This is a genomic window from Staphylococcus sp. ACRSN, from assembly GCF_022346615.1.
In the GTDB taxonomy this organism is placed as follows: Bacteria; Bacillota; Bacilli; order Staphylococcales; family Staphylococcaceae; genus Staphylococcus.
Map to the genome: position 1 here is coordinate 1 of NZ_JAKRNS010000021.1, position 15313 is coordinate 15313.

Here is a 15313-nt window from a genome sequence, read left to right on the forward strand (position 1 = left end):
AGAATAGAGGAACATTAAAGGAGGCGGTATAGACCGCTTCTTTTTTATTACGATAAAGTCACAAAAATATTAAAAAAATACATAAAAGTTATTGTAACGTATCTACAAGTACGTTATAATAAATATAACAAATCATCACACAACATTCATTGATCTATAGGAGGTTTCAATTATGACAAAGACATTGATGTACGAAGTAAAAGATAATCAAGGTTATATAGAAAGTGAATTAATGACAGAGGACAAACTGATGCGAATTGCTCGCTTAACACGTAGACAAGCAAACGCAAGTATGAAATCGAATCAAGAGCCATATGGAGAGATTACGAGCGTACTCAAAGCCATAAACATATTAAATCAACAACAATATACAGTCGCAATGATTTAAAAAGAGAATAACGCTTATAAATTGAATAGGTAAAGGTGGTAAGCAGTAATGGGATATGAAACGTTATCTAATCTAGTATTACAATACAAAGACTTTGAGGACGGGAAACAAGTAGCAACATTAGTGTCAGAGGATTATGTTACAGAACTATATGCAGATAAAGACAAAGACTTAGTCTTCACTGAAGCAGGCAAAGAATATGCCTTTATGGAAATGATGAGTGAAGCGGATTTTGACAGAGTTAGCAAAGCAATAGAGGAATTTAAACAGAGTGAAGATGACGCAAAGGTAATAAAATTTGATTTTTTAGTTTGATTAATCAACGCAGAAATATCTCATAACAGAATAAGCGAAGCGGAGTTACAACCGCTTCTCAATATAAAATAGATGAAGAATAAATGGGAGGATTAGTGCCATGAATTTAAAACAAAGTTTAGCGTCGGGCATAGAAATTATAGAAAATGCCGAAGTAGTAAAGCGTTACAGATTTAACGCAAGTAGCTATGCCGAAGATACGAGTGAAGATATACAAGAGGCATTAAACATGTGTGATAACGAAGAGTTAGAAGCGGTCTATAGAGATACATCAGTTACATACGACGTTAGTTATCAAGGTCAGACAGTTTTGTTTGATTGCTATATTTCCGAGTTAGAAGATTTTATCAATCGATTAGTGATAAAAGATAAAGTTAGAACAATGAAAGTGAGCCAAAAACAATTATTTAACTATAGAAAAGCAAAGGTGGTACAAGAACATGAGACAATTTGAATTGAGATGTATTATAGAAAACATTGAATTAGAGTTAGAGTTTCAGGACATGACAGAAGCAGAGGAAAACGAGAAGCGGAAAGATTTAAAGCAAGTTAAAGCAGAGTTGCAGGAGTTAGAAAGTAAAGCATAGTAATCGAGCTTGCCTAATTCAAAGCATATATACACAAGGGGTTAGGTAAGCTAATATAATAAATGATATAAAGGAGAGTAAGAGAAATGATGGAATATCAAGAACTACATAAATTTGACGATATGAACTGGTTTGACAGAAGCATGGAAGTATATAAGATGTTGACCACTAGCGAAGACCAAGCTAAAGTTGCCACGCTAATAGTAGCGATACTAACAATAGGCGTTGTTTTAGTGATGTTAATGAAACCATTAGGTCGATGGTGGAAGAGCTTGCTTATCTATGTGCCTATAGCATTTCTTATTTGTATCGTTACACTATTTCTTTATAGTTGGTATGTATCGCACCAAAACGTAGGTGTAGGTTATTATGAAGCGAATATAAAGCCTGACAAAGTAGAAACAGTACAGAATATTGGAAAAGGCTATAAATCGATTATAAGGATTCAAGATGATAAAAATAAAAGTGTGAAGTTAGAGTATCAAGGCAAGAAAATAAAAAATAACGATAATGTTCAAGTACGTACACGTGATATGATAGTGAACAAAGATGATCCAAGAAAAATAGATTTTGATATTGAATCAGAGAATGCATATCAAATCATTCACAATGGCAAAGAAATGAAATTAAGTGGTGTTGATGCGTTTTTTAGCAACTTGTCTAAGTGAGTATAAGGGAAGTGAAATATATGAACGAACCCAGTAAAAATAATCTTGATAACAAACTAGCTATAGCGTGGCTAGTTATTGTATATCTACTCTTTATGTTTGGGGCGTATATTGTACTTGATTACATCATACAAGGGAAATATAGAAATCTAGCACCGAATACAACGGAGACGACTTGGTGGTCAATGGGTAAAGATGAGGCATTAGTATACCTTGGTAATATAAGCATAGGTGTCATGGTCATTGTAATTATTCTAGTAATTGTTGTGAATATATTTATGGTGTTACTTGTAATCGGTGGAATTAAGGATAGGAAGCGGAAATAAAAACATAGTTTAATATGGAGGTATATATGTCTAGTGAAAGTATCATTGGAAGCTTAGGAGTGGCTATGACTGTAGGGGGAATATTAGTTTTACTTGCAAGTATAGCCGTTGGGGTAATAAGTTTCATAACAGGTAATGCAAGAAAAGATGATGGACTTAGTTATAAATCGCAATTCGTATCTGGAGTATTGTTTATTGCATTTGGTATTATTTTTAGTTCTGTTTGTATCTATATAGGTGTGTGGTCTTAAATAAAATAAAACGAGATACAGAGCAACATTAAGGAAGCGGAAAGATTAATAAGATGGATTGATAGAAGATTTTATATAAATAAGTAATTGATGTATATAACGAAAGGAAAGTGATAAGAATGAATTTATTAAGAGAAGCAAATAGAAAAGCTAATATTTTTTTAGGACTAGACTATTTAAATATTGGTATGGTAGGTTCAAATTTCGCTGCCATCATAGTGTTTACTTTATTGTATATTATTCATATGGCATTTTTGGTGTCTACAGTATTATTAATTATCAATACGTATTCAATCACTAAATTTATAGGTGCAGTGTTGGTATGGGTTGTTGTCACGTATGTATATAGAATAACTACAAATAAACTTGTACTTAAAAAGTAGTTTGTTAAATCAGAATAGTGCAGATAATCAAAGAAGCGGTTAAAACCGTTTCTTTTTTATTTTGGACGTTACAGTGTTTAACGTTAATAGACCGCTTCAGGTATGGTTGAGCTTGCTCGCTATACTCACGTCGCAAACTCAACCATAGAGGGCTTGAACATGCTCGCTACACTCACGTCGCATATTCAAGCCCCCAACACCTAAAAACGCAATTAATAAGTTGATTTTAATAGAGTAGATAACAACTTAAACATTTATAAGATGAGCTATAATAACGGGAAGCGGACAACAACGCTTCTTTTTTATTGTAATATAGTCACAAAAATATTAAAAAAATACATAAAAATACTTGAAACGTACTTACAAGTACGATATACTTATATTAACAAATCACAACAAGCATAACGAATTGATCTAAACATAAGGCGAAACGACATCATCGAATTATTAAAGGAGGCATTTATCATGACAAGTGAAGAAATAGAAACACTGTTAAAAGACATTGACGAAAATGTTGAAGATGAAGCTGATTTTTACAACGACATGATACTGAATAACGCAGATATTAAAAGCACCATCAACAAGCAATTAAAGTATAAAGAATGTTGATATAAAACGGAGATACGACTTATAAGGAGGTGGCGTTGTGGCGCATTACAGTGTATATAATACGGAAGTTAAAGAAATAAGAACGGATTTCGCATACTATACAGACAAAGCAGTATTACAAAAGGACTTTGAAACCTACTTTAAAACAACTCGAGGTGCTACAGAAGAAGAGATATTGCAATTATGGAAGTCAGACGCATATCAAATTATTGAAACACCATTGCACTTTATAGGAGAAGCAGAGAGGTGTGAAATAGGGCGCTTGTTATTAGGTAGTTCAAATAGTATTGGCGAGGGTTACTTTGACGATTTAGAAGCGGTAGAGGATTGGCAGAACGATATTAAATATATTATAGAGATTAAAGAGTTCGGTTTTGCCTCAGCTTGGTACATTGTTGTACCTCAACATCAACACCCATTTGTTATTGGCTATAAACGACATGATGGCGTGACACGTTGGGTAATGAATCATGATTATAGAAAATACTTACAATCTAAAATTTACACTATGAGTTATCAAACACTTAAAACATATACAACGATTTAAAGATAAGGAGAGATATATATGAAAAGAGTCGTAGAAATTACATTTACCGAAGCATTAACAGAGGGAAATGACGTAGCTTATTTAAATTATGCAACTGGTACAACAGAGAAACAATTATATGTAGTCGGTTATTGTGCAGAAAAACCTTTATTAAGACGTTTCACTTTGTGGGTAGACGACCAAATGATTAATTTAGGAGATCACTTATCTAATGAAGATATGATGCGTATGGAAAAAGCGTATTTTGATTTTAGAACGGCACGTAAACCAATGCTACGTTTAACGGCACAACTTCAAAATTGGTATGAAATGAGTGCTTAACATAAAGGGGGCGTCACAAATGATTAAGATGAGTCATTATTTTACAGATGTACAAGCAAAAGAATACGAGACCATGTTTGCGTTCTATGTAACGCAACTTGGTTTTGATTATATAGTTTGTGATTATGACGCAATGAAAGGCTATTTAGAGCAACTTAACGCAGAGGGTAAACTTAATGTCATTATCGAAGGTTTAAAGTTAGGTAATCAATGTATTCTGTACCTAAATGAACATGCAGAGGAGGGGTATTGTGAACCTTTATCAAGCTATAAAAAAGTATTATGAAGCGGGCTATATTTGGTTAGATGCTTATGTGCATGATTACGACGATACGCATATAGAAATACCTAATAGCGTAGAAGACATTTACCTTTACCAAGCTTTATATAAAGGGATTATCGCACCTGTAGATAAAGCATTAGGAGAAGATAATTATAACTTTGTAGGATTTGAACGAGGCGAAACAGAGGATAGTTTGAGGCTTTGCTTTGGTTATCCTGTTTCCGACACTATGGAAAGCAAAGATGGTACACAAACTATAGTTGAACATCTAAAAAGCTTAAGAGAAGAAAGTAAATAAGGAGCGTTTGCAATGAAGATTACTGATATAGAACTAAAAGAGAGTGGAAATTGTGAAACGGGTGGATTAGTACACAGTCGTGAAACGTTAGGAGAATTTATGGCAGATTTAAATGACAATGAAAAGCAGACATTAGGACAAGTAAATTTATCTTTAATCATATGTGGCATATTACCGATAGATGAATCGAATTACCCTGAAGTGCGTCAAATACCGTATTACCACGAAACGTTTAATGATTTGAACGATGTTATAGAAAGATTGTAAACCGCTTCAGGTATGGTTGAGCTTGCTCGCTACACTCACGTCGCAAACTCAACCATAGAGGGCTTGAACATGCTCGCTACACTCACATCGCATATTCAAGCCCAATACACCGAATGAGCAACTCGAAGCGGACATATAGAATGAATGAGTTAAGGAGGTTGCAAACCATGAAAGAAGAAATTGTGTGGCTATGTGAATTTTTAGATATACCTTATCAAGACGAAAAATCATTAACATTATGGCAAATTGCACATCGTACATGTAAGACAAAACAAATTGGCAATGTTAATTACAATATACAGAGTAATCAAGAGCAACTCACATTGTTTGACTACGATATATTGGAAGCAATGTAAAAAAGGATAATATATATATATGACGGAGGATTAAAGTATATGTGGAAATTAAAAAAGTTTGATACGAGTACTAGTTTTAAAGAAGTTGATGATATAGCGAATGAGTTTCTTAAATGTAATAATATAAAGGATTTTCAAATAGTAGGGTATCAAACTAGTTGGTCAGAAATGTATGAGGATTATACAACACATATTTTAATTAAATACTGGGAGGATTCCGAAAGTGATATGGAAGCCTCTGTGGTTACGAAAGAAACTATTGGAGATTACTTAATAGCGTGGTTAGATGGAGAAGACATTCAAACAAAAACTTTTAAAAACATCAAATTAGAAAATGCTATAAATTGGACTGTGAGAGCACATTATATATATAGTTTAAAAGAAGATGGAAGAATAGGAGCGTTAATTTGGATTAAAGATACAGGAGTGTTGAAGTAATAAATTACATTTAGTAGCTGATGAACAATCTGTTGTATGTATTAACGATGATGAAATGATTTGTAAGCTACCATTATAAGCTTATTAAAGATATAAGGAATAGATAACCGCTTCATATATGGTTGAGCTTGCTCGCTACACTCACGTCGCAAACTCAACCATAAAGGGCTTGAATATGCTCGCTATACTCACATCGCATATTCAAGCCCTTAACACCAAATGAGCAACTCGAAGCGGTATATAGCAGATGGGAGGGTGTTATTATGACAATGTTAAATAGAGTGGCTATTAGTACAGTGTGTGAAATACAAACGTGGTGGGGCATGAAATATAAAGGAACGGTCATAAATAAAAGACGAAAAAAGGTAGAGAATAAACGCCCTATGCACTTAGAAGTCCAAACGGATAAAGGGTATAATATGCTCATATCTGAAGACGATATCGTTAAATATGAAGCGTTAGGCTATGATAGAGATTATATTGTTTCGTTGTGTGGCGAATACTGTAATAAGTGCGGTAGCGACAATTTTAAAGTGAAATTTGAAGAAAGAAACTTAAAGATTGAGAAAGTAGCTTGTGATGATTGCGATGAAATCTTGTTTTCAAGTGAATCATAATTCGGAGGTGTCTAGATCAATTGAATGTTAATAATTATAAATGTTATCGGTACAATGAGATAAATATTGTAGTAGCAGCGACTAAAAAAGCTAACGTTTTAAGTGAAGCGGAACAAGTAAGTGAACAGTATGACGAAGCTTTTAAAAATTTAGTTAGTCGTTAAAATGATAGTAAAAAATAACACTAACAAAGCTTTGGTCGGCTGTTAGTGTTATTTTTTGTTTAATATTCCTGTGCTTAAGAAGTGTGCGTGAGCATAGTGCACTTGTTCTAATTAGAATATAGCAATCTACCTTGTATAAGTCAATATATCTATATAGCGTTAAAAGTACATAGTAATGGGAATTGAAGCGGTTTTGTCCGCTTCTTTTTTATTTATATGAAAGAAAAACGTATCGCGACTAGACACGTGTTAAAACACGTGTTAATATATAGGTAGGAGGTAAATTAGATGAGCTCATCAAGAGAAGTAATAAAAAAGATTGAACGTGATGACTGGTACTTAGTCAAAGTTGTTGGAAGTCATCATCACTTCAAACACCCGACTAAAACAGGCAAAATTACAGTCCCACACCCTAGAAAAGATTTACCTCGTGGTACTGAACGTTCAATCCTTAAGCAAGCAGGACTTTAAAAGTCCTCTTGCTACCTCTTATATTGTTGATGAGACCATTATACTAATTTACTTACGACATGACAAAGTTTCAAATCTCTAGTAAAGGAGAGGCGTAAAATGGTAGAAGAAAAGAACATTTCATTTAAAGTTGCGGCTTTATTCAGTTATATATTTACGCTATTAACTCTATTTATATCTTACGGTTATACAGTGGATTATAAAGTGAACGGTTTTAAAGTGATAGAGGCTAGTGATATCATACAGCATTCTTCAAATGCTATAAGTTTGATTGTTCTAGTCTTATCATGGCTTGGTGCTATAACATTTTTAAGTATTTCTATAATGCTCACGATATTTTGGATTAAAGAGGATTGATATATATGACTAAATGTAGAAGTGTCTACAAAGCAATCGTTGAATTGGATAACGGGGAAATTGAAAATTACCACATAACAGCAGGGGGAATAGGTGGAGCTGACAGAGTTCTCTCTAAACATATAAGAGACTATAAAATTCGGGCTATTTCTATAAAGATAAATAAAGTAGATGGAGAAAAAGCTAAAACAGATAGAACAAGGCTATATAGCTCTAGTAATGAATTGTTATTAGAAGCACCGTACTTAGTCGGTAATAAAATAGTAAGAGGCTTTAATTGGAGGGGAATATAATGAAATATTATTACTATGCAGTATTAGAAAAAGAAGACGAATATTATAACGTGTCATTTCCAGACCTAGCAGGAGTTAACACATTCGGCAAAGGAATTAATGAAGCGGTTGAAATGGCAAGTGATGCGTTAGGCGGTCATTTGATAGTTATGGAAGATGATAACGATGAGATACCAACAGCAAGTGACTTTGATACATTAGCAAAGTCATTGAAAAACAATGAACAATTACAGCTTGTAAGCGTTGAAACAAACATTATCAGAGCAAGAGAAGACAATAAAGTAGTTAATAAAACAGTTACTTTACCACAATATTTAGTTGAATTAGGGAAAAGTCAAAACGTTAACTTCAGTCAGACGCTACAGCGTGCATTGAAAGAAGAACTTAATGTATAAACGGCTATTAGGATTTTAAAGAGTACTTTCTGTTATAGGTTGATTAAAGCATGGGTTTTAAATATAGCGTATCGATCAATGATATATAGCATGAATCTTAATTAAACAAAGGGAGCGGATTATATGAACGTTAAATATTCTATTAATACATTTATCGAAGAATTAGTGGAGAGAGACACGAAGAAGCGGAAAAATAGCAAGCGGTTAGATAAAATTAAGCAGAATAAAAGAGATAGGTATCATCGCAGTTTGGATAGAAGTTTAATTATGAACTATGTATACACGCAGTCTTATATAGTGGCACTTCTAATCGGCTTATTAGTATCTTTGGCAGCACTTACAGGATTTCCTAATATGTTTAATAAAGCAACCTTTGAAGTGGGGACAACTGAAGCGATTGTTCCTATTGCAGGGCTTATATTCTTTTTAGTAGCGTTTTTTATTTATTTAGTGTCGTTTCTAATTAGCTTACCTAAATTTATCGAAAATACAGCTAATTTCTTAAAAAATAGAGGCTATCTTAATGCTATAGGAAAACAACCTAACCAAGTATTTTGGTCAATAAGAACGAATAAAGAAAAATTGAATTTCGAAATGCAGTTAGTAGAAAAGAATCCTTTAAATGCTTATGTAGTAAACGAAGATGAGAGTGTTGCTTATAGATTATATGAGTTTGTAGACTTGAATCAATCAACAGTAGATAATTTTGCTTTCATTATTCCTAACCATTTAAAGATACAAAATGAGGACTTTGAACCATGTGCAACATGTGAAGTTGTTTCTAATCAAATCAGCTTTGAAGCCATTGCAGATTTTGTTTATAGAGCACATCAAGACATAAAAGAGATTGAACATAAAAGATATAAATCAGCGGTTGCTAACTTACCTATGCATCAACAGAACTCAAAAGCAGCGGTTCTAATTGATGACTTGAATAAGTAAAGCAGATGCAAATATAAAAGTATTATAATTAGTCTAAGAAGCGGATAATACCGCTTCTTTTTATTTATAAATAACAACAAAAATATTAAGTAAATACATAAAAACGCTTGAAACGTATCTACAAGTACGATATAATATAGGTATACCAGTTAGGAAAGGAAGTTAAAACTATGGCGAATACTTGTATGTATGGCATGACAGTAGACGGAGAACCAAGAGATATTGAAACATTAGCTAGTTACTTAAAAGGAGAGCAAGAACGTAAGCTATTTGGTGTAAGAAGTGATGAAACGTATTACGGCAATCATCATGGCTTACATGTAATTAATGGAGGCTGTAAAAACACAGTTGAGCGAAGCATGTTAGGTACTGAATATAGCTATTACCATGACGCAGACGACAAAACACCCTATACAACATTAGAACAGCTTTCTAAAGAGTTGAACTTACGTATAGATGTGCAGGGCGTTGAAGAGTTTAGAGAGCGATTCATTATTAATAAAGGTGTAATTGAATACGAAGCGGATTAATCCCCCGCTTCTATTCTCAATACTATATAGGGGTGATTTTAATGAAATGGATAACTTACAAAGACAGTTATAGGCTTGTAGATTACGAGGACGGTATTATAGCGCTAGAACATTGGAACGGGTGGATATATGTACCCGTAAAGCACTATATGAACCGTACTAGAGCATTAGAGGCATTTGAATATTTAAGTAATAATGTTGATTTAACTAAGCATATGTATGAAATAGATATTGATTTAATCATTCGTAATAGCTCAGCCCATTCATCAGTATAGAGGGGGACTTTCCCCCCACCTCTATACATTAAATACAAAGCCATAGTTTGAGTTGCTATTAACCTAAGAAGCATATAGAAGCTTACGCAGTAATCAATAATACATTATAGCCCACTGCTACTTTAATAAGGGTGTTTATTATAGAAGTTAAGGAAATGGACGCTACAGAGTGCCACACAGCGTTCTATAAAGGAGGAAATGAAATATATGGAAGCTATTAAGACTTACTCAGTGTTTTATAAAGAGGGCATGGGAGTTTTAGACTATAAAGGAACTTATGACAGCAAAATGAAAGTGTATGAGGATATAAACATTAATTTTGAAGCTGAAGACTATGTGGTGCATGAACAAGACGCTAAAGAAGAGATAGTAACAGATACAGCAACTTATTTAATTGTAGAAGCTAATGTAAACGATCGATTGATTGTAGGGATTATAGAATGAATTTAACTAACGAAGGAGGAAAAATATATGGATATGTATATGTTGATTTACAGTGAAGAAATGCCAATGGCAAATACGACCTTTTTAGGTGTTTTTGAGACTAGAATGCAAGCAGAAGCAGCAAAACAAAATAACATTAGAAATATGGAAGATGCTGAAGATGAAATGTATTCAATTATTAAGACTGAAATAAATAAAAAGCAAAATAAGGTATTGGGTGTCCCCTATAAGGTTTAAGAACTGAAATATATAAATAGGAGTTGTTTGAAATGAAAATTATAGAAAACAATCATAATTTTAGATTATTTCAATTTGATGAAAATTGTATAGCGCTAGAATATTTAGTGAATGATACTATAAAAGGTATTAAAATATATAACGATGTAAAGCAAGCTAGAAATGAATTTCATACGCTTTGTGAGAATCATAATATGGAAATAAGCATAGAAAAGCAGGAGTTAGACATTTTAGTAGCATATAGAAGCGGTTCAGTTCCCCCACTACTTTTATAAAGAAAACTATAACTATATAAACAAAGGGGTGCAGTAAATGGAAACTATCAAACGTGATGGTAGCTATAGATTGATTAAGTTTAGCGATAAGTTTTTTGTATTGGACTATAGTAACCAAACATTCGGGATTGCAGTTAAAACATATATAAATGAAGTACAAGCAGTTAGCGAGTTTGAAACGTTGTGTAAATATTACGATACAAATAAGAGGATAGATAAAAGCAAACTAGAAAGTATGGTTAGTAATATATATTAATCATATACAAGCAAATATGTCCCCTACTTACACATACAAAGCCACCTATAAATATAAGCATCTTTTGTAGCATAGAAATAAACATAATTATAAATAGATAAATCCATAATATGATGAGTGAATTATTACTTATCATATTATGGACTTTAATATTGATTAATATAATTATTTAAATAAGGGTTTATATATGGTTAAGTGCAAATATAAATATAAATACTAAAGTAAGTATATAATAAAGTATATCTATCCTTGATTAACTAAGTACTTGAATAGGTATTAATATATGTATAAGTATATGTATATATTAAGACATTTATAAGTATAATAGTAGGTATTTAACTACATATAGAAACATGTGTATAGAGAAGTATAAAATGATATATAATTAAAGTTAATTATTGTAGGTATATAAATAAGTATACATATACATATTTATATAGATAATTGTTTGAATATTTATGTTCAGTAACTAAATAGAATTTAGCGATGTATAAAATTATGAGAAATAAGATTAAAACAAGAAAAAAGGAAAAAATAAAGACGCTGAGAAACGCAATATATTGCACTGATTAATAGAGTGGCGCACGTATGGCTTCATTGATTGGTAAGGACTCCTCAAAATATTAATTACAAAAGTATTAATAAAATACATAAATTACTTGAAACGTATCTACAAGTACGATATAATGTAATTAACAAATCACATAAGGGGTTGCTAATTATGGAAGCAAAAAACATTGCTAAAAATATAAGAAAAGAACTTAAAGAAAATTATGGTTACTCTAATAATCAAGTTAATGTGAAAACGAGAGATGCACAAGTGATCAATATTATTATTAAAGATTGGAATGTGAAATATAAAGATGTAGAAGAAGTAGCAAAACGAAACGAAGAATATCAAACTGATGAAGTAACAGGTGAAATACTAATGGGAGGTAATACATTTGTTTTTGTAAAAAATCATTGTGTTAATCCTGCATATGTAGAAATGGGAAAAGCGTTATTTCAATCTATCGAAGAAAACAAAGAGGATAAAGAAGATGTATGTGTAGCATTTGTAAATGATAACATAAAAGTACATTTACTTGATATAGGTCAAAAGAATGCTAGATATATAATTGATACAAAAAAAGAAAGAACTCAATCATCAATTCTTTATAGCGCTGAACAGTTTGCAGAACATTTGACTAGAGTAGAATTATAAAATAATTCTACTCTTCATTTTATAGGCTTAAATAATTATAATACTAATACATATAGATATATAAATATATAAATATGATAGAGCTTAATCTAATGTTATTAAATGAAAATAGATTAATACAAATTAAATGAATAGAAACACTCTATAATATCTTTGATATATAGCAAAGATTAAAATATAAATTAAATAATATTATTTGAGTATATATATTAAAATTAATAGAGCGACACGTATTTTATAGTTTCAAAATAGGGAATATGATGTTATAATTTAGGTACATATAAAACTATTCCCATTAATTGGAATTATATTATTAAGGGTGTTTTATAAATAGAAATATACTATAAAATAGTTAATTATTACTATATTATACAGTCTATATTTCTGGGTATAAACATTATATAATTCTATCGTTATTTATTATAAATATAGTCCCTAAAGTAGAATATAACAGTAACTATAATAAACCGCATATTTACGAGTATGAGCATCAATATAGGCATAAGTATCCATATACTCATGTATCTAAAAAAGTATTAGAATATTGGAGGAATTATAAATGGCTTATAAAAAAACTCAAAATAAACTTAAAATCACTAAGTCAAAAAGTGAAAATATTTACGAATTTGTTTTTGATGTAGTTAGTTGGCAAAAATTATGTGAAAGCTTGAATATGAGTAAAAGTGCGCTTTTTAGATATAAAGCCAAATTAAAAAATCTTTATAAAGAGAAAGAAGCATTTGAAGCCTTCTCAGAAATATTCACAATAAAAGAGATGAACGTTATCATAGAGCTATTTAATGACTATATAAAGAACCCCGAGAACTATGAGAAAAAGAAAAAGAAAAATGAAGTTGATTTGGAAGAACAAAAAGATATTGTTAATAAGAACTTAGCACCTATGAATATGCATTATGATGAAGATGTAAGCAATAATGATGGTGTGTAGGAGGTTTTAAAATGGCTAATGAATGGCATTTCACAATAGATATACCGCCAATCGCGACCCCTAGACCTGAGTTTAGAAGAACGAAAGATGGCAGGACAATAACATACTATCCTCAAAGATACGCTGATTATATGGCGAGTGTACAAGAGAAGCTGCAAGAACAAGGGGCAATAAACGACTTGTTTTATAATGTATTAAAAACCCCATTAGGAGTTAAGGCGGAGGTTTACTTTTATGTAAAAGCTCCGAAGCATCAAAAGAAATTAAATTCAATAATGAAAACCACTGCTCCTGATATAGATAATCTTGTAAAAGCTGCATTTGATAGCATATTTAAAGGTCTTAAAGTGAAAGACAGCCGTATTTGTATGTTAACTGCTGCTAAGTTTCAAACGCTAAATAATCCAAGAACTGAAATTACATTGCGAGGTGTTGAATAATGGTAACGAACATAGATATTTGGCGCGACATTGAACGTATGATGGATAAGGCAGAAAGCGAAATGGAGAGCTATTTAAGTGTATTAAGCGATAGACACGATTATATGACTGCTTATAGACAAGAATATAGAAAATTAAATGAGGCTATAAGTAGTGTGAAAAATAGTTTGATTAAGGCGGAGAGCGAGAATGAAGAAAATGAGAAAATTCTAAAAAGAGTTTTAAATAAAATAGATGAACGTATAGAAGTATTACATCACGAGAAGCGTTATTATATCGATGAATCTATAACCGACGAAATAAAGGACTTACAAAAGGCTAAAGATATACTATATACAAAGAAATTAAAGGCTGATGATTTACAAGAGGCAAGTATTATATTAAGTAAGAGAAAAGTCGTTGGGACAGGCGTGGAAGAGTTAACGGTTGGTAATGCAACGAACAGCACACTGGAAAAAGTATTAAAGCTAATAGAAAGCGTTGAGGACGATTATTTAAGTAGTTTCAAGGATTATAAAAATGCATGTGAAAATAGTGATGAGGTTTTTGAGTCTTTTGATGATATTGTAGGGGTTTTATTAGAGTATCGTTTTGTTGATGAGGCTAACGAGTTGATAAACTCTTTACCAGATATTGAAGAGACTAGAAGAAAGAGACCTGATCCCGAAAACCTCTTATCAATTTTAGTTCCTATTAGGAGCAATGGGTTAGAGTATTGGAAATCGAATTATAATAACAGTCATGCGCACGACCATAATATAGCCTTTGCGGATGCAGTTGCATATGCTAGAAGGGCATTGCTAGAAAATAGAGAGTTTAAAGGTACAGAAAGTGCGTTCAATGACTTAAACAAAGCTTACAAGGGTTTGAAAGATTATATGGAATCTAGGTATCACGAGCTAGGGGGTACACCTCATAATTATCATGGGCATGAGAATCGACATTAGTCATTGACTGATGTCTTTTTATTTGCCTTTTAAAGACCGTTTTAGAGGTATTTACTATATTTAGGACATAAACCCTTATATCGCAGAAATGTGTGCCTGTATGGACGTGTGACGGGTGTATATTTGCTTGTTGGAGATAAAAGTGAGGTTGCCAAAAATATTTAGGCGCCTATGAAAAATAAATAAAATTCTTCCAACATATCAATAATATATTATAAAAACAATATAAAATCAACCAATAAAATACCGAAGGTATAAAAATATAAATAGCTTCACCCATTATATATTAGAACATAAGTATAAAAAAATTATACAATATAAAATCAAGACGACCAGTCTCAGAAATGGGAACGAGAAGAAACGGACACAAAAGGCAGTCCCCAAATCGGGAACGAAGAACAAGTACTATGGGCTGTCAGCCCATAGTACTTGTTCTTCGTTCCCGATTTGGGGACTGCCTTTTGTGTCCGTTTCTTCTCG

General features: G+C 32.0%; 32 protein-coding genes. All 32 read left to right on the forward strand.

The annotated features are described in order from the left end of the window. Nucleotides 1-172: 172 nt before the first annotated feature. Nucleotides 173-388, forward strand: coding sequence for a hypothetical protein (locus MHZ36_RS13870; protein WP_147614296.1), 216 nt, complete (start codon nt 173-175; stop codon nt 386-388). Nucleotides 389-436: 48 nt separating this feature from the next. Further along, on the forward strand, nt 437-703 hold the full coding sequence (locus tag MHZ36_RS13875) for a hypothetical protein (RefSeq protein WP_239232263.1): 267 nt from the start codon (nt 437-439) through the stop codon (nt 701-703). Between the two features lie 100 nt (nt 704-803). After that, nucleotides 804-1157 (forward strand): hypothetical protein, encoded by a 354-nt coding sequence (locus MHZ36_RS13880; protein WP_239232264.1) that lies wholly within the window; start codon nt 804-806, stop codon nt 1155-1157. Then, nucleotides 1144-1290 (forward strand): hypothetical protein, encoded by a 147-nt coding sequence (locus tag MHZ36_RS13885; protein ID WP_239232265.1) that lies wholly within the window; start codon nt 1144-1146, stop codon nt 1288-1290. The genes MHZ36_RS13880 and MHZ36_RS13885 overlap by 14 nt, the downstream gene beginning before the upstream one ends. Nucleotides 1291-1376: 86 nt before the next feature. After that, entirely contained in the window at nt 1377-1958 is a 582-nt protein-coding gene (locus MHZ36_RS13890) for a hypothetical protein (protein ID WP_239232266.1), read from the forward strand. Between the two features lie 20 nt (nt 1959-1978). Beyond that, complete coding sequence (locus MHZ36_RS13895) at nt 1979-2284, forward strand: hypothetical protein (protein WP_239232267.1); 306 nt, start codon at nt 1979-1981, stop codon at nt 2282-2284. 26 nt (nt 2285-2310) lie between these two features. Further along, a complete protein-coding gene (locus MHZ36_RS13900; RefSeq protein WP_239232268.1) occupies nt 2311-2535 on the forward strand; it encodes a hypothetical protein in 225 nt (74 codons plus the stop codon). A 119-nt stretch (nt 2536-2654) separates the two neighbouring features. Further along, the gene (locus MHZ36_RS13905) at nt 2655-2918 is read left to right on the forward strand and encodes a hypothetical protein (protein ID WP_239232269.1); all 264 of its coding nucleotides are present in this window, start codon (nt 2655-2657) and stop codon (nt 2916-2918) included. 465 nt (nt 2919-3383) lie between these two features. Then, nucleotides 3384-3527 (forward strand): hypothetical protein, encoded by a 144-nt coding sequence (locus MHZ36_RS13910; RefSeq protein WP_239232270.1) that lies wholly within the window; start codon nt 3384-3386, stop codon nt 3525-3527. A 37-nt stretch (nt 3528-3564) separates the two neighbouring features. Then, nucleotides 3565-4074, forward strand: a complete 510-nt coding sequence (locus tag MHZ36_RS13915; protein ID WP_239232271.1) for a hypothetical protein — start codon at nt 3565-3567, stop codon at nt 4072-4074. Between the two features lie 18 nt (nt 4075-4092). Then, complete coding sequence (locus MHZ36_RS13920; protein WP_147614303.1) at nt 4093-4395, forward strand: hypothetical protein; 303 nt, start codon at nt 4093-4095, stop codon at nt 4393-4395. Nucleotides 4396-4414: 19 nt separating this feature from the next. Beyond that, entirely contained in the window at nt 4415-4681 is a 267-nt protein-coding gene (locus MHZ36_RS13925; protein ID WP_239232272.1) for a hypothetical protein, read from the forward strand. Beyond that, nucleotides 4647-4976, forward strand: a complete 330-nt coding sequence (locus MHZ36_RS13930; RefSeq protein ID WP_147614305.1) for a hypothetical protein — start codon at nt 4647-4649, stop codon at nt 4974-4976. Before MHZ36_RS13925 ends, MHZ36_RS13930 begins: the two co-directional genes overlap by 35 nt. Before the next feature lie 12 nt (nt 4977-4988). Further along, nucleotides 4989-5243 carry a hypothetical protein gene (locus tag MHZ36_RS13935; RefSeq protein WP_147614306.1) on the forward strand — a complete coding sequence of 85 codons (255 nt, stop codon included), beginning with the start codon at nt 4989-4991 and terminating at the stop codon, nt 5241-5243. Between the two features lie 167 nt (nt 5244-5410). Continuing rightward, entirely contained in the window at nt 5411-5599 is a 189-nt protein-coding gene (locus tag MHZ36_RS13940) for a hypothetical protein (protein ID WP_239232273.1), read from the forward strand. Between the two features lie 39 nt (nt 5600-5638). Then, on the forward strand, nt 5639-6037 hold the full coding sequence (locus MHZ36_RS13945; RefSeq protein ID WP_239232274.1) for a hypothetical protein: 399 nt from the start codon (nt 5639-5641) through the stop codon (nt 6035-6037). A gap of 263 nt (nt 6038-6300) precedes the next feature. Continuing rightward, a complete protein-coding gene (locus MHZ36_RS13950) occupies nt 6301-6654 on the forward strand; it encodes a hypothetical protein (RefSeq protein ID WP_239232275.1) in 354 nt (117 codons plus the stop codon). Between the two features lie 452 nt (nt 6655-7106). After that, nucleotides 7107-7289 carry a type II toxin-antitoxin system HicA family toxin gene (locus MHZ36_RS13955; RefSeq protein ID WP_147614309.1) on the forward strand — a complete coding sequence of 61 codons (183 nt, stop codon included), beginning with the start codon at nt 7107-7109 and terminating at the stop codon, nt 7287-7289. 99 nt (nt 7290-7388) lie between these two features. Next, complete coding sequence (locus tag MHZ36_RS13960) at nt 7389-7646, forward strand: hypothetical protein (protein WP_239232276.1); 258 nt, start codon at nt 7389-7391, stop codon at nt 7644-7646. Nucleotides 7647-7651: 5 nt separating this feature from the next. After that, nucleotides 7652-7939: a hypothetical protein gene (locus MHZ36_RS13965; protein ID WP_239232277.1), complete on the forward strand. Its 288-nt coding sequence runs from the start codon at nt 7652-7654 to the stop codon at nt 7937-7939. Continuing rightward, the gene (locus MHZ36_RS13970; RefSeq protein WP_239232278.1) at nt 7939-8334 is read left to right on the forward strand and encodes a type II toxin-antitoxin system HicB family antitoxin; all 396 of its coding nucleotides are present in this window, start codon (nt 7939-7941) and stop codon (nt 8332-8334) included. Before MHZ36_RS13965 ends, MHZ36_RS13970 begins: the two co-directional genes overlap by 1 nt. A gap of 123 nt (nt 8335-8457) precedes the next feature. Then, nucleotides 8458-9276, forward strand: coding sequence for a hypothetical protein (locus MHZ36_RS13975; protein ID WP_239232279.1), 819 nt, complete (start codon nt 8458-8460; stop codon nt 9274-9276). 170 nt (nt 9277-9446) lie between these two features. Then, a complete protein-coding gene (locus tag MHZ36_RS13980; RefSeq protein ID WP_147614312.1) occupies nt 9447-9806 on the forward strand; it encodes a hypothetical protein in 360 nt (119 codons plus the stop codon). A gap of 41 nt (nt 9807-9847) precedes the next feature. Further along, the gene (locus MHZ36_RS13985) at nt 9848-10081 is read left to right on the forward strand and encodes a hypothetical protein (protein ID WP_239232280.1); all 234 of its coding nucleotides are present in this window, start codon (nt 9848-9850) and stop codon (nt 10079-10081) included. A 207-nt stretch (nt 10082-10288) separates the two neighbouring features. After that, the gene (locus tag MHZ36_RS13990) at nt 10289-10525 is read left to right on the forward strand and encodes a hypothetical protein (protein WP_239232281.1); all 237 of its coding nucleotides are present in this window, start codon (nt 10289-10291) and stop codon (nt 10523-10525) included. 27 nt (nt 10526-10552) lie between these two features. Continuing rightward, nucleotides 10553-10762 (forward strand): hypothetical protein, encoded by a 210-nt coding sequence (locus MHZ36_RS13995; RefSeq protein ID WP_239232282.1) that lies wholly within the window; start codon nt 10553-10555, stop codon nt 10760-10762. Nucleotides 10763-10794: 32 nt separating this feature from the next. Next, nucleotides 10795-11037 (forward strand): hypothetical protein, encoded by a 243-nt coding sequence (locus MHZ36_RS14000; protein WP_147614316.1) that lies wholly within the window; start codon nt 10795-10797, stop codon nt 11035-11037. 37 nt (nt 11038-11074) lie between these two features. Further along, nucleotides 11075-11293, forward strand: coding sequence for a hypothetical protein (locus tag MHZ36_RS14005; protein WP_239232283.1), 219 nt, complete (start codon nt 11075-11077; stop codon nt 11291-11293). A 721-nt stretch (nt 11294-12014) separates the two neighbouring features. Continuing rightward, complete coding sequence (locus MHZ36_RS14010) at nt 12015-12497, forward strand: hypothetical protein (RefSeq protein ID WP_239232284.1); 483 nt, start codon at nt 12015-12017, stop codon at nt 12495-12497. A gap of 559 nt (nt 12498-13056) precedes the next feature. Continuing rightward, nucleotides 13057-13446: a hypothetical protein gene (locus MHZ36_RS14015; RefSeq protein ID WP_239232285.1), complete on the forward strand. Its 390-nt coding sequence runs from the start codon at nt 13057-13059 to the stop codon at nt 13444-13446. Nucleotides 13447-13457: 11 nt separating this feature from the next. Further along, entirely contained in the window at nt 13458-13886 is a 429-nt protein-coding gene (locus MHZ36_RS14020) for a RusA family crossover junction endodeoxyribonuclease (protein ID WP_239232286.1), read from the forward strand. After that, complete coding sequence (locus MHZ36_RS14025; protein ID WP_239232287.1) at nt 13886-14833, forward strand: hypothetical protein; 948 nt, start codon at nt 13886-13888, stop codon at nt 14831-14833. Before MHZ36_RS14020 ends, MHZ36_RS14025 begins: the two co-directional genes overlap by 1 nt. Nucleotides 14834-15313: the final 480 nt, after the last annotated feature.

Bases quoted from the DNA above. Each gene is read 5' to 3' on its own strand.
- MHZ36_RS13980 (WP_147614312.1), top strand. From the start codon at position 9,447: ATGGCGAATACTTGTATGTATGGCATGACAGTAGACGGAGAACCAAGA.
- MHZ36_RS13880 (WP_239232264.1), top strand. From the start codon at position 804: ATGAATTTAAAACAAAGTTTAGCGTCGGGCATAGAAATTATAGAAAAT.
- MHZ36_RS13940 (WP_239232273.1), top strand. From the start codon at position 5,411: ATGAAAGAAGAAATTGTGTGGCTATGTGAATTTTTAGATATACCTTAT.
- MHZ36_RS13895 (WP_239232267.1), top strand. From the start codon at position 1,979: ATGAACGAACCCAGTAAAAATAATCTTGATAACAAACTAGCTATAGCG.
- MHZ36_RS13925 (WP_239232272.1), top strand. From the start codon at position 4,415: ATGATTAAGATGAGTCATTATTTTACAGATGTACAAGCAAAAGAATAC.
- MHZ36_RS13950 (WP_239232275.1), top strand. From the start codon at position 6,301: ATGACAATGTTAAATAGAGTGGCTATTAGTACAGTGTGTGAAATACAA.
- MHZ36_RS13965 (WP_239232277.1), top strand. From the start codon at position 7,652: ATGACTAAATGTAGAAGTGTCTACAAAGCAATCGTTGAATTGGATAAC.
- MHZ36_RS14015 (WP_239232285.1), top strand. From the start codon at position 13,057: ATGGCTTATAAAAAAACTCAAAATAAACTTAAAATCACTAAGTCAAAA.
- MHZ36_RS13945 (WP_239232274.1), top strand. From the start codon at position 5,639: ATGTGGAAATTAAAAAAGTTTGATACGAGTACTAGTTTTAAAGAAGTT.
- MHZ36_RS13975 (WP_239232279.1), top strand. From the start codon at position 8,458: ATGAACGTTAAATATTCTATTAATACATTTATCGAAGAATTAGTGGAG.
- MHZ36_RS14010 (WP_239232284.1), top strand. From the start codon at position 12,015: ATGGAAGCAAAAAACATTGCTAAAAATATAAGAAAAGAACTTAAAGAA.
- MHZ36_RS13900 (WP_239232268.1), top strand. From the start codon at position 2,311: ATGTCTAGTGAAAGTATCATTGGAAGCTTAGGAGTGGCTATGACTGTA.
- MHZ36_RS14000 (WP_147614316.1), top strand. From the start codon at position 10,795: ATGAAAATTATAGAAAACAATCATAATTTTAGATTATTTCAATTTGAT.
- MHZ36_RS13885 (WP_239232265.1), top strand. From the start codon at position 1,144: ATGAGACAATTTGAATTGAGATGTATTATAGAAAACATTGAATTAGAG.
- MHZ36_RS14020 (WP_239232286.1), top strand. From the start codon at position 13,458: ATGGCTAATGAATGGCATTTCACAATAGATATACCGCCAATCGCGACC.
- MHZ36_RS13890 (WP_239232266.1), top strand. From the start codon at position 1,377: ATGATGGAATATCAAGAACTACATAAATTTGACGATATGAACTGGTTT.
- MHZ36_RS13875 (WP_239232263.1), top strand. From the start codon at position 437: ATGGGATATGAAACGTTATCTAATCTAGTATTACAATACAAAGACTTT.
- MHZ36_RS13990 (WP_239232281.1), top strand. From the start codon at position 10,289: ATGGAAGCTATTAAGACTTACTCAGTGTTTTATAAAGAGGGCATGGGA.
- MHZ36_RS13970 (WP_239232278.1), top strand. From the start codon at position 7,939: ATGAAATATTATTACTATGCAGTATTAGAAAAAGAAGACGAATATTAT.
- MHZ36_RS14025 (WP_239232287.1), top strand. From the start codon at position 13,886: ATGGTAACGAACATAGATATTTGGCGCGACATTGAACGTATGATGGAT.
- MHZ36_RS13935 (WP_147614306.1), top strand. From the start codon at position 4,989: ATGAAGATTACTGATATAGAACTAAAAGAGAGTGGAAATTGTGAAACG.
- MHZ36_RS14005 (WP_239232283.1), top strand. From the start codon at position 11,075: ATGGAAACTATCAAACGTGATGGTAGCTATAGATTGATTAAGTTTAGC.
- MHZ36_RS13910 (WP_239232270.1), top strand. From the start codon at position 3,384: ATGACAAGTGAAGAAATAGAAACACTGTTAAAAGACATTGACGAAAAT.
- MHZ36_RS13905 (WP_239232269.1), top strand. From the start codon at position 2,655: ATGAATTTATTAAGAGAAGCAAATAGAAAAGCTAATATTTTTTTAGGA.
- MHZ36_RS13955 (WP_147614309.1), top strand. From the start codon at position 7,107: ATGAGCTCATCAAGAGAAGTAATAAAAAAGATTGAACGTGATGACTGG.
- MHZ36_RS13920 (WP_147614303.1), top strand. From the start codon at position 4,093: ATGAAAAGAGTCGTAGAAATTACATTTACCGAAGCATTAACAGAGGGA.
- MHZ36_RS13960 (WP_239232276.1), top strand. From the start codon at position 7,389: ATGGTAGAAGAAAAGAACATTTCATTTAAAGTTGCGGCTTTATTCAGT.
- MHZ36_RS13870 (WP_147614296.1), top strand. From the start codon at position 173: ATGACAAAGACATTGATGTACGAAGTAAAAGATAATCAAGGTTATATA.
- MHZ36_RS13985 (WP_239232280.1), top strand. From the start codon at position 9,848: ATGAAATGGATAACTTACAAAGACAGTTATAGGCTTGTAGATTACGAG.
- MHZ36_RS13995 (WP_239232282.1), top strand. From the start codon at position 10,553: ATGGATATGTATATGTTGATTTACAGTGAAGAAATGCCAATGGCAAAT.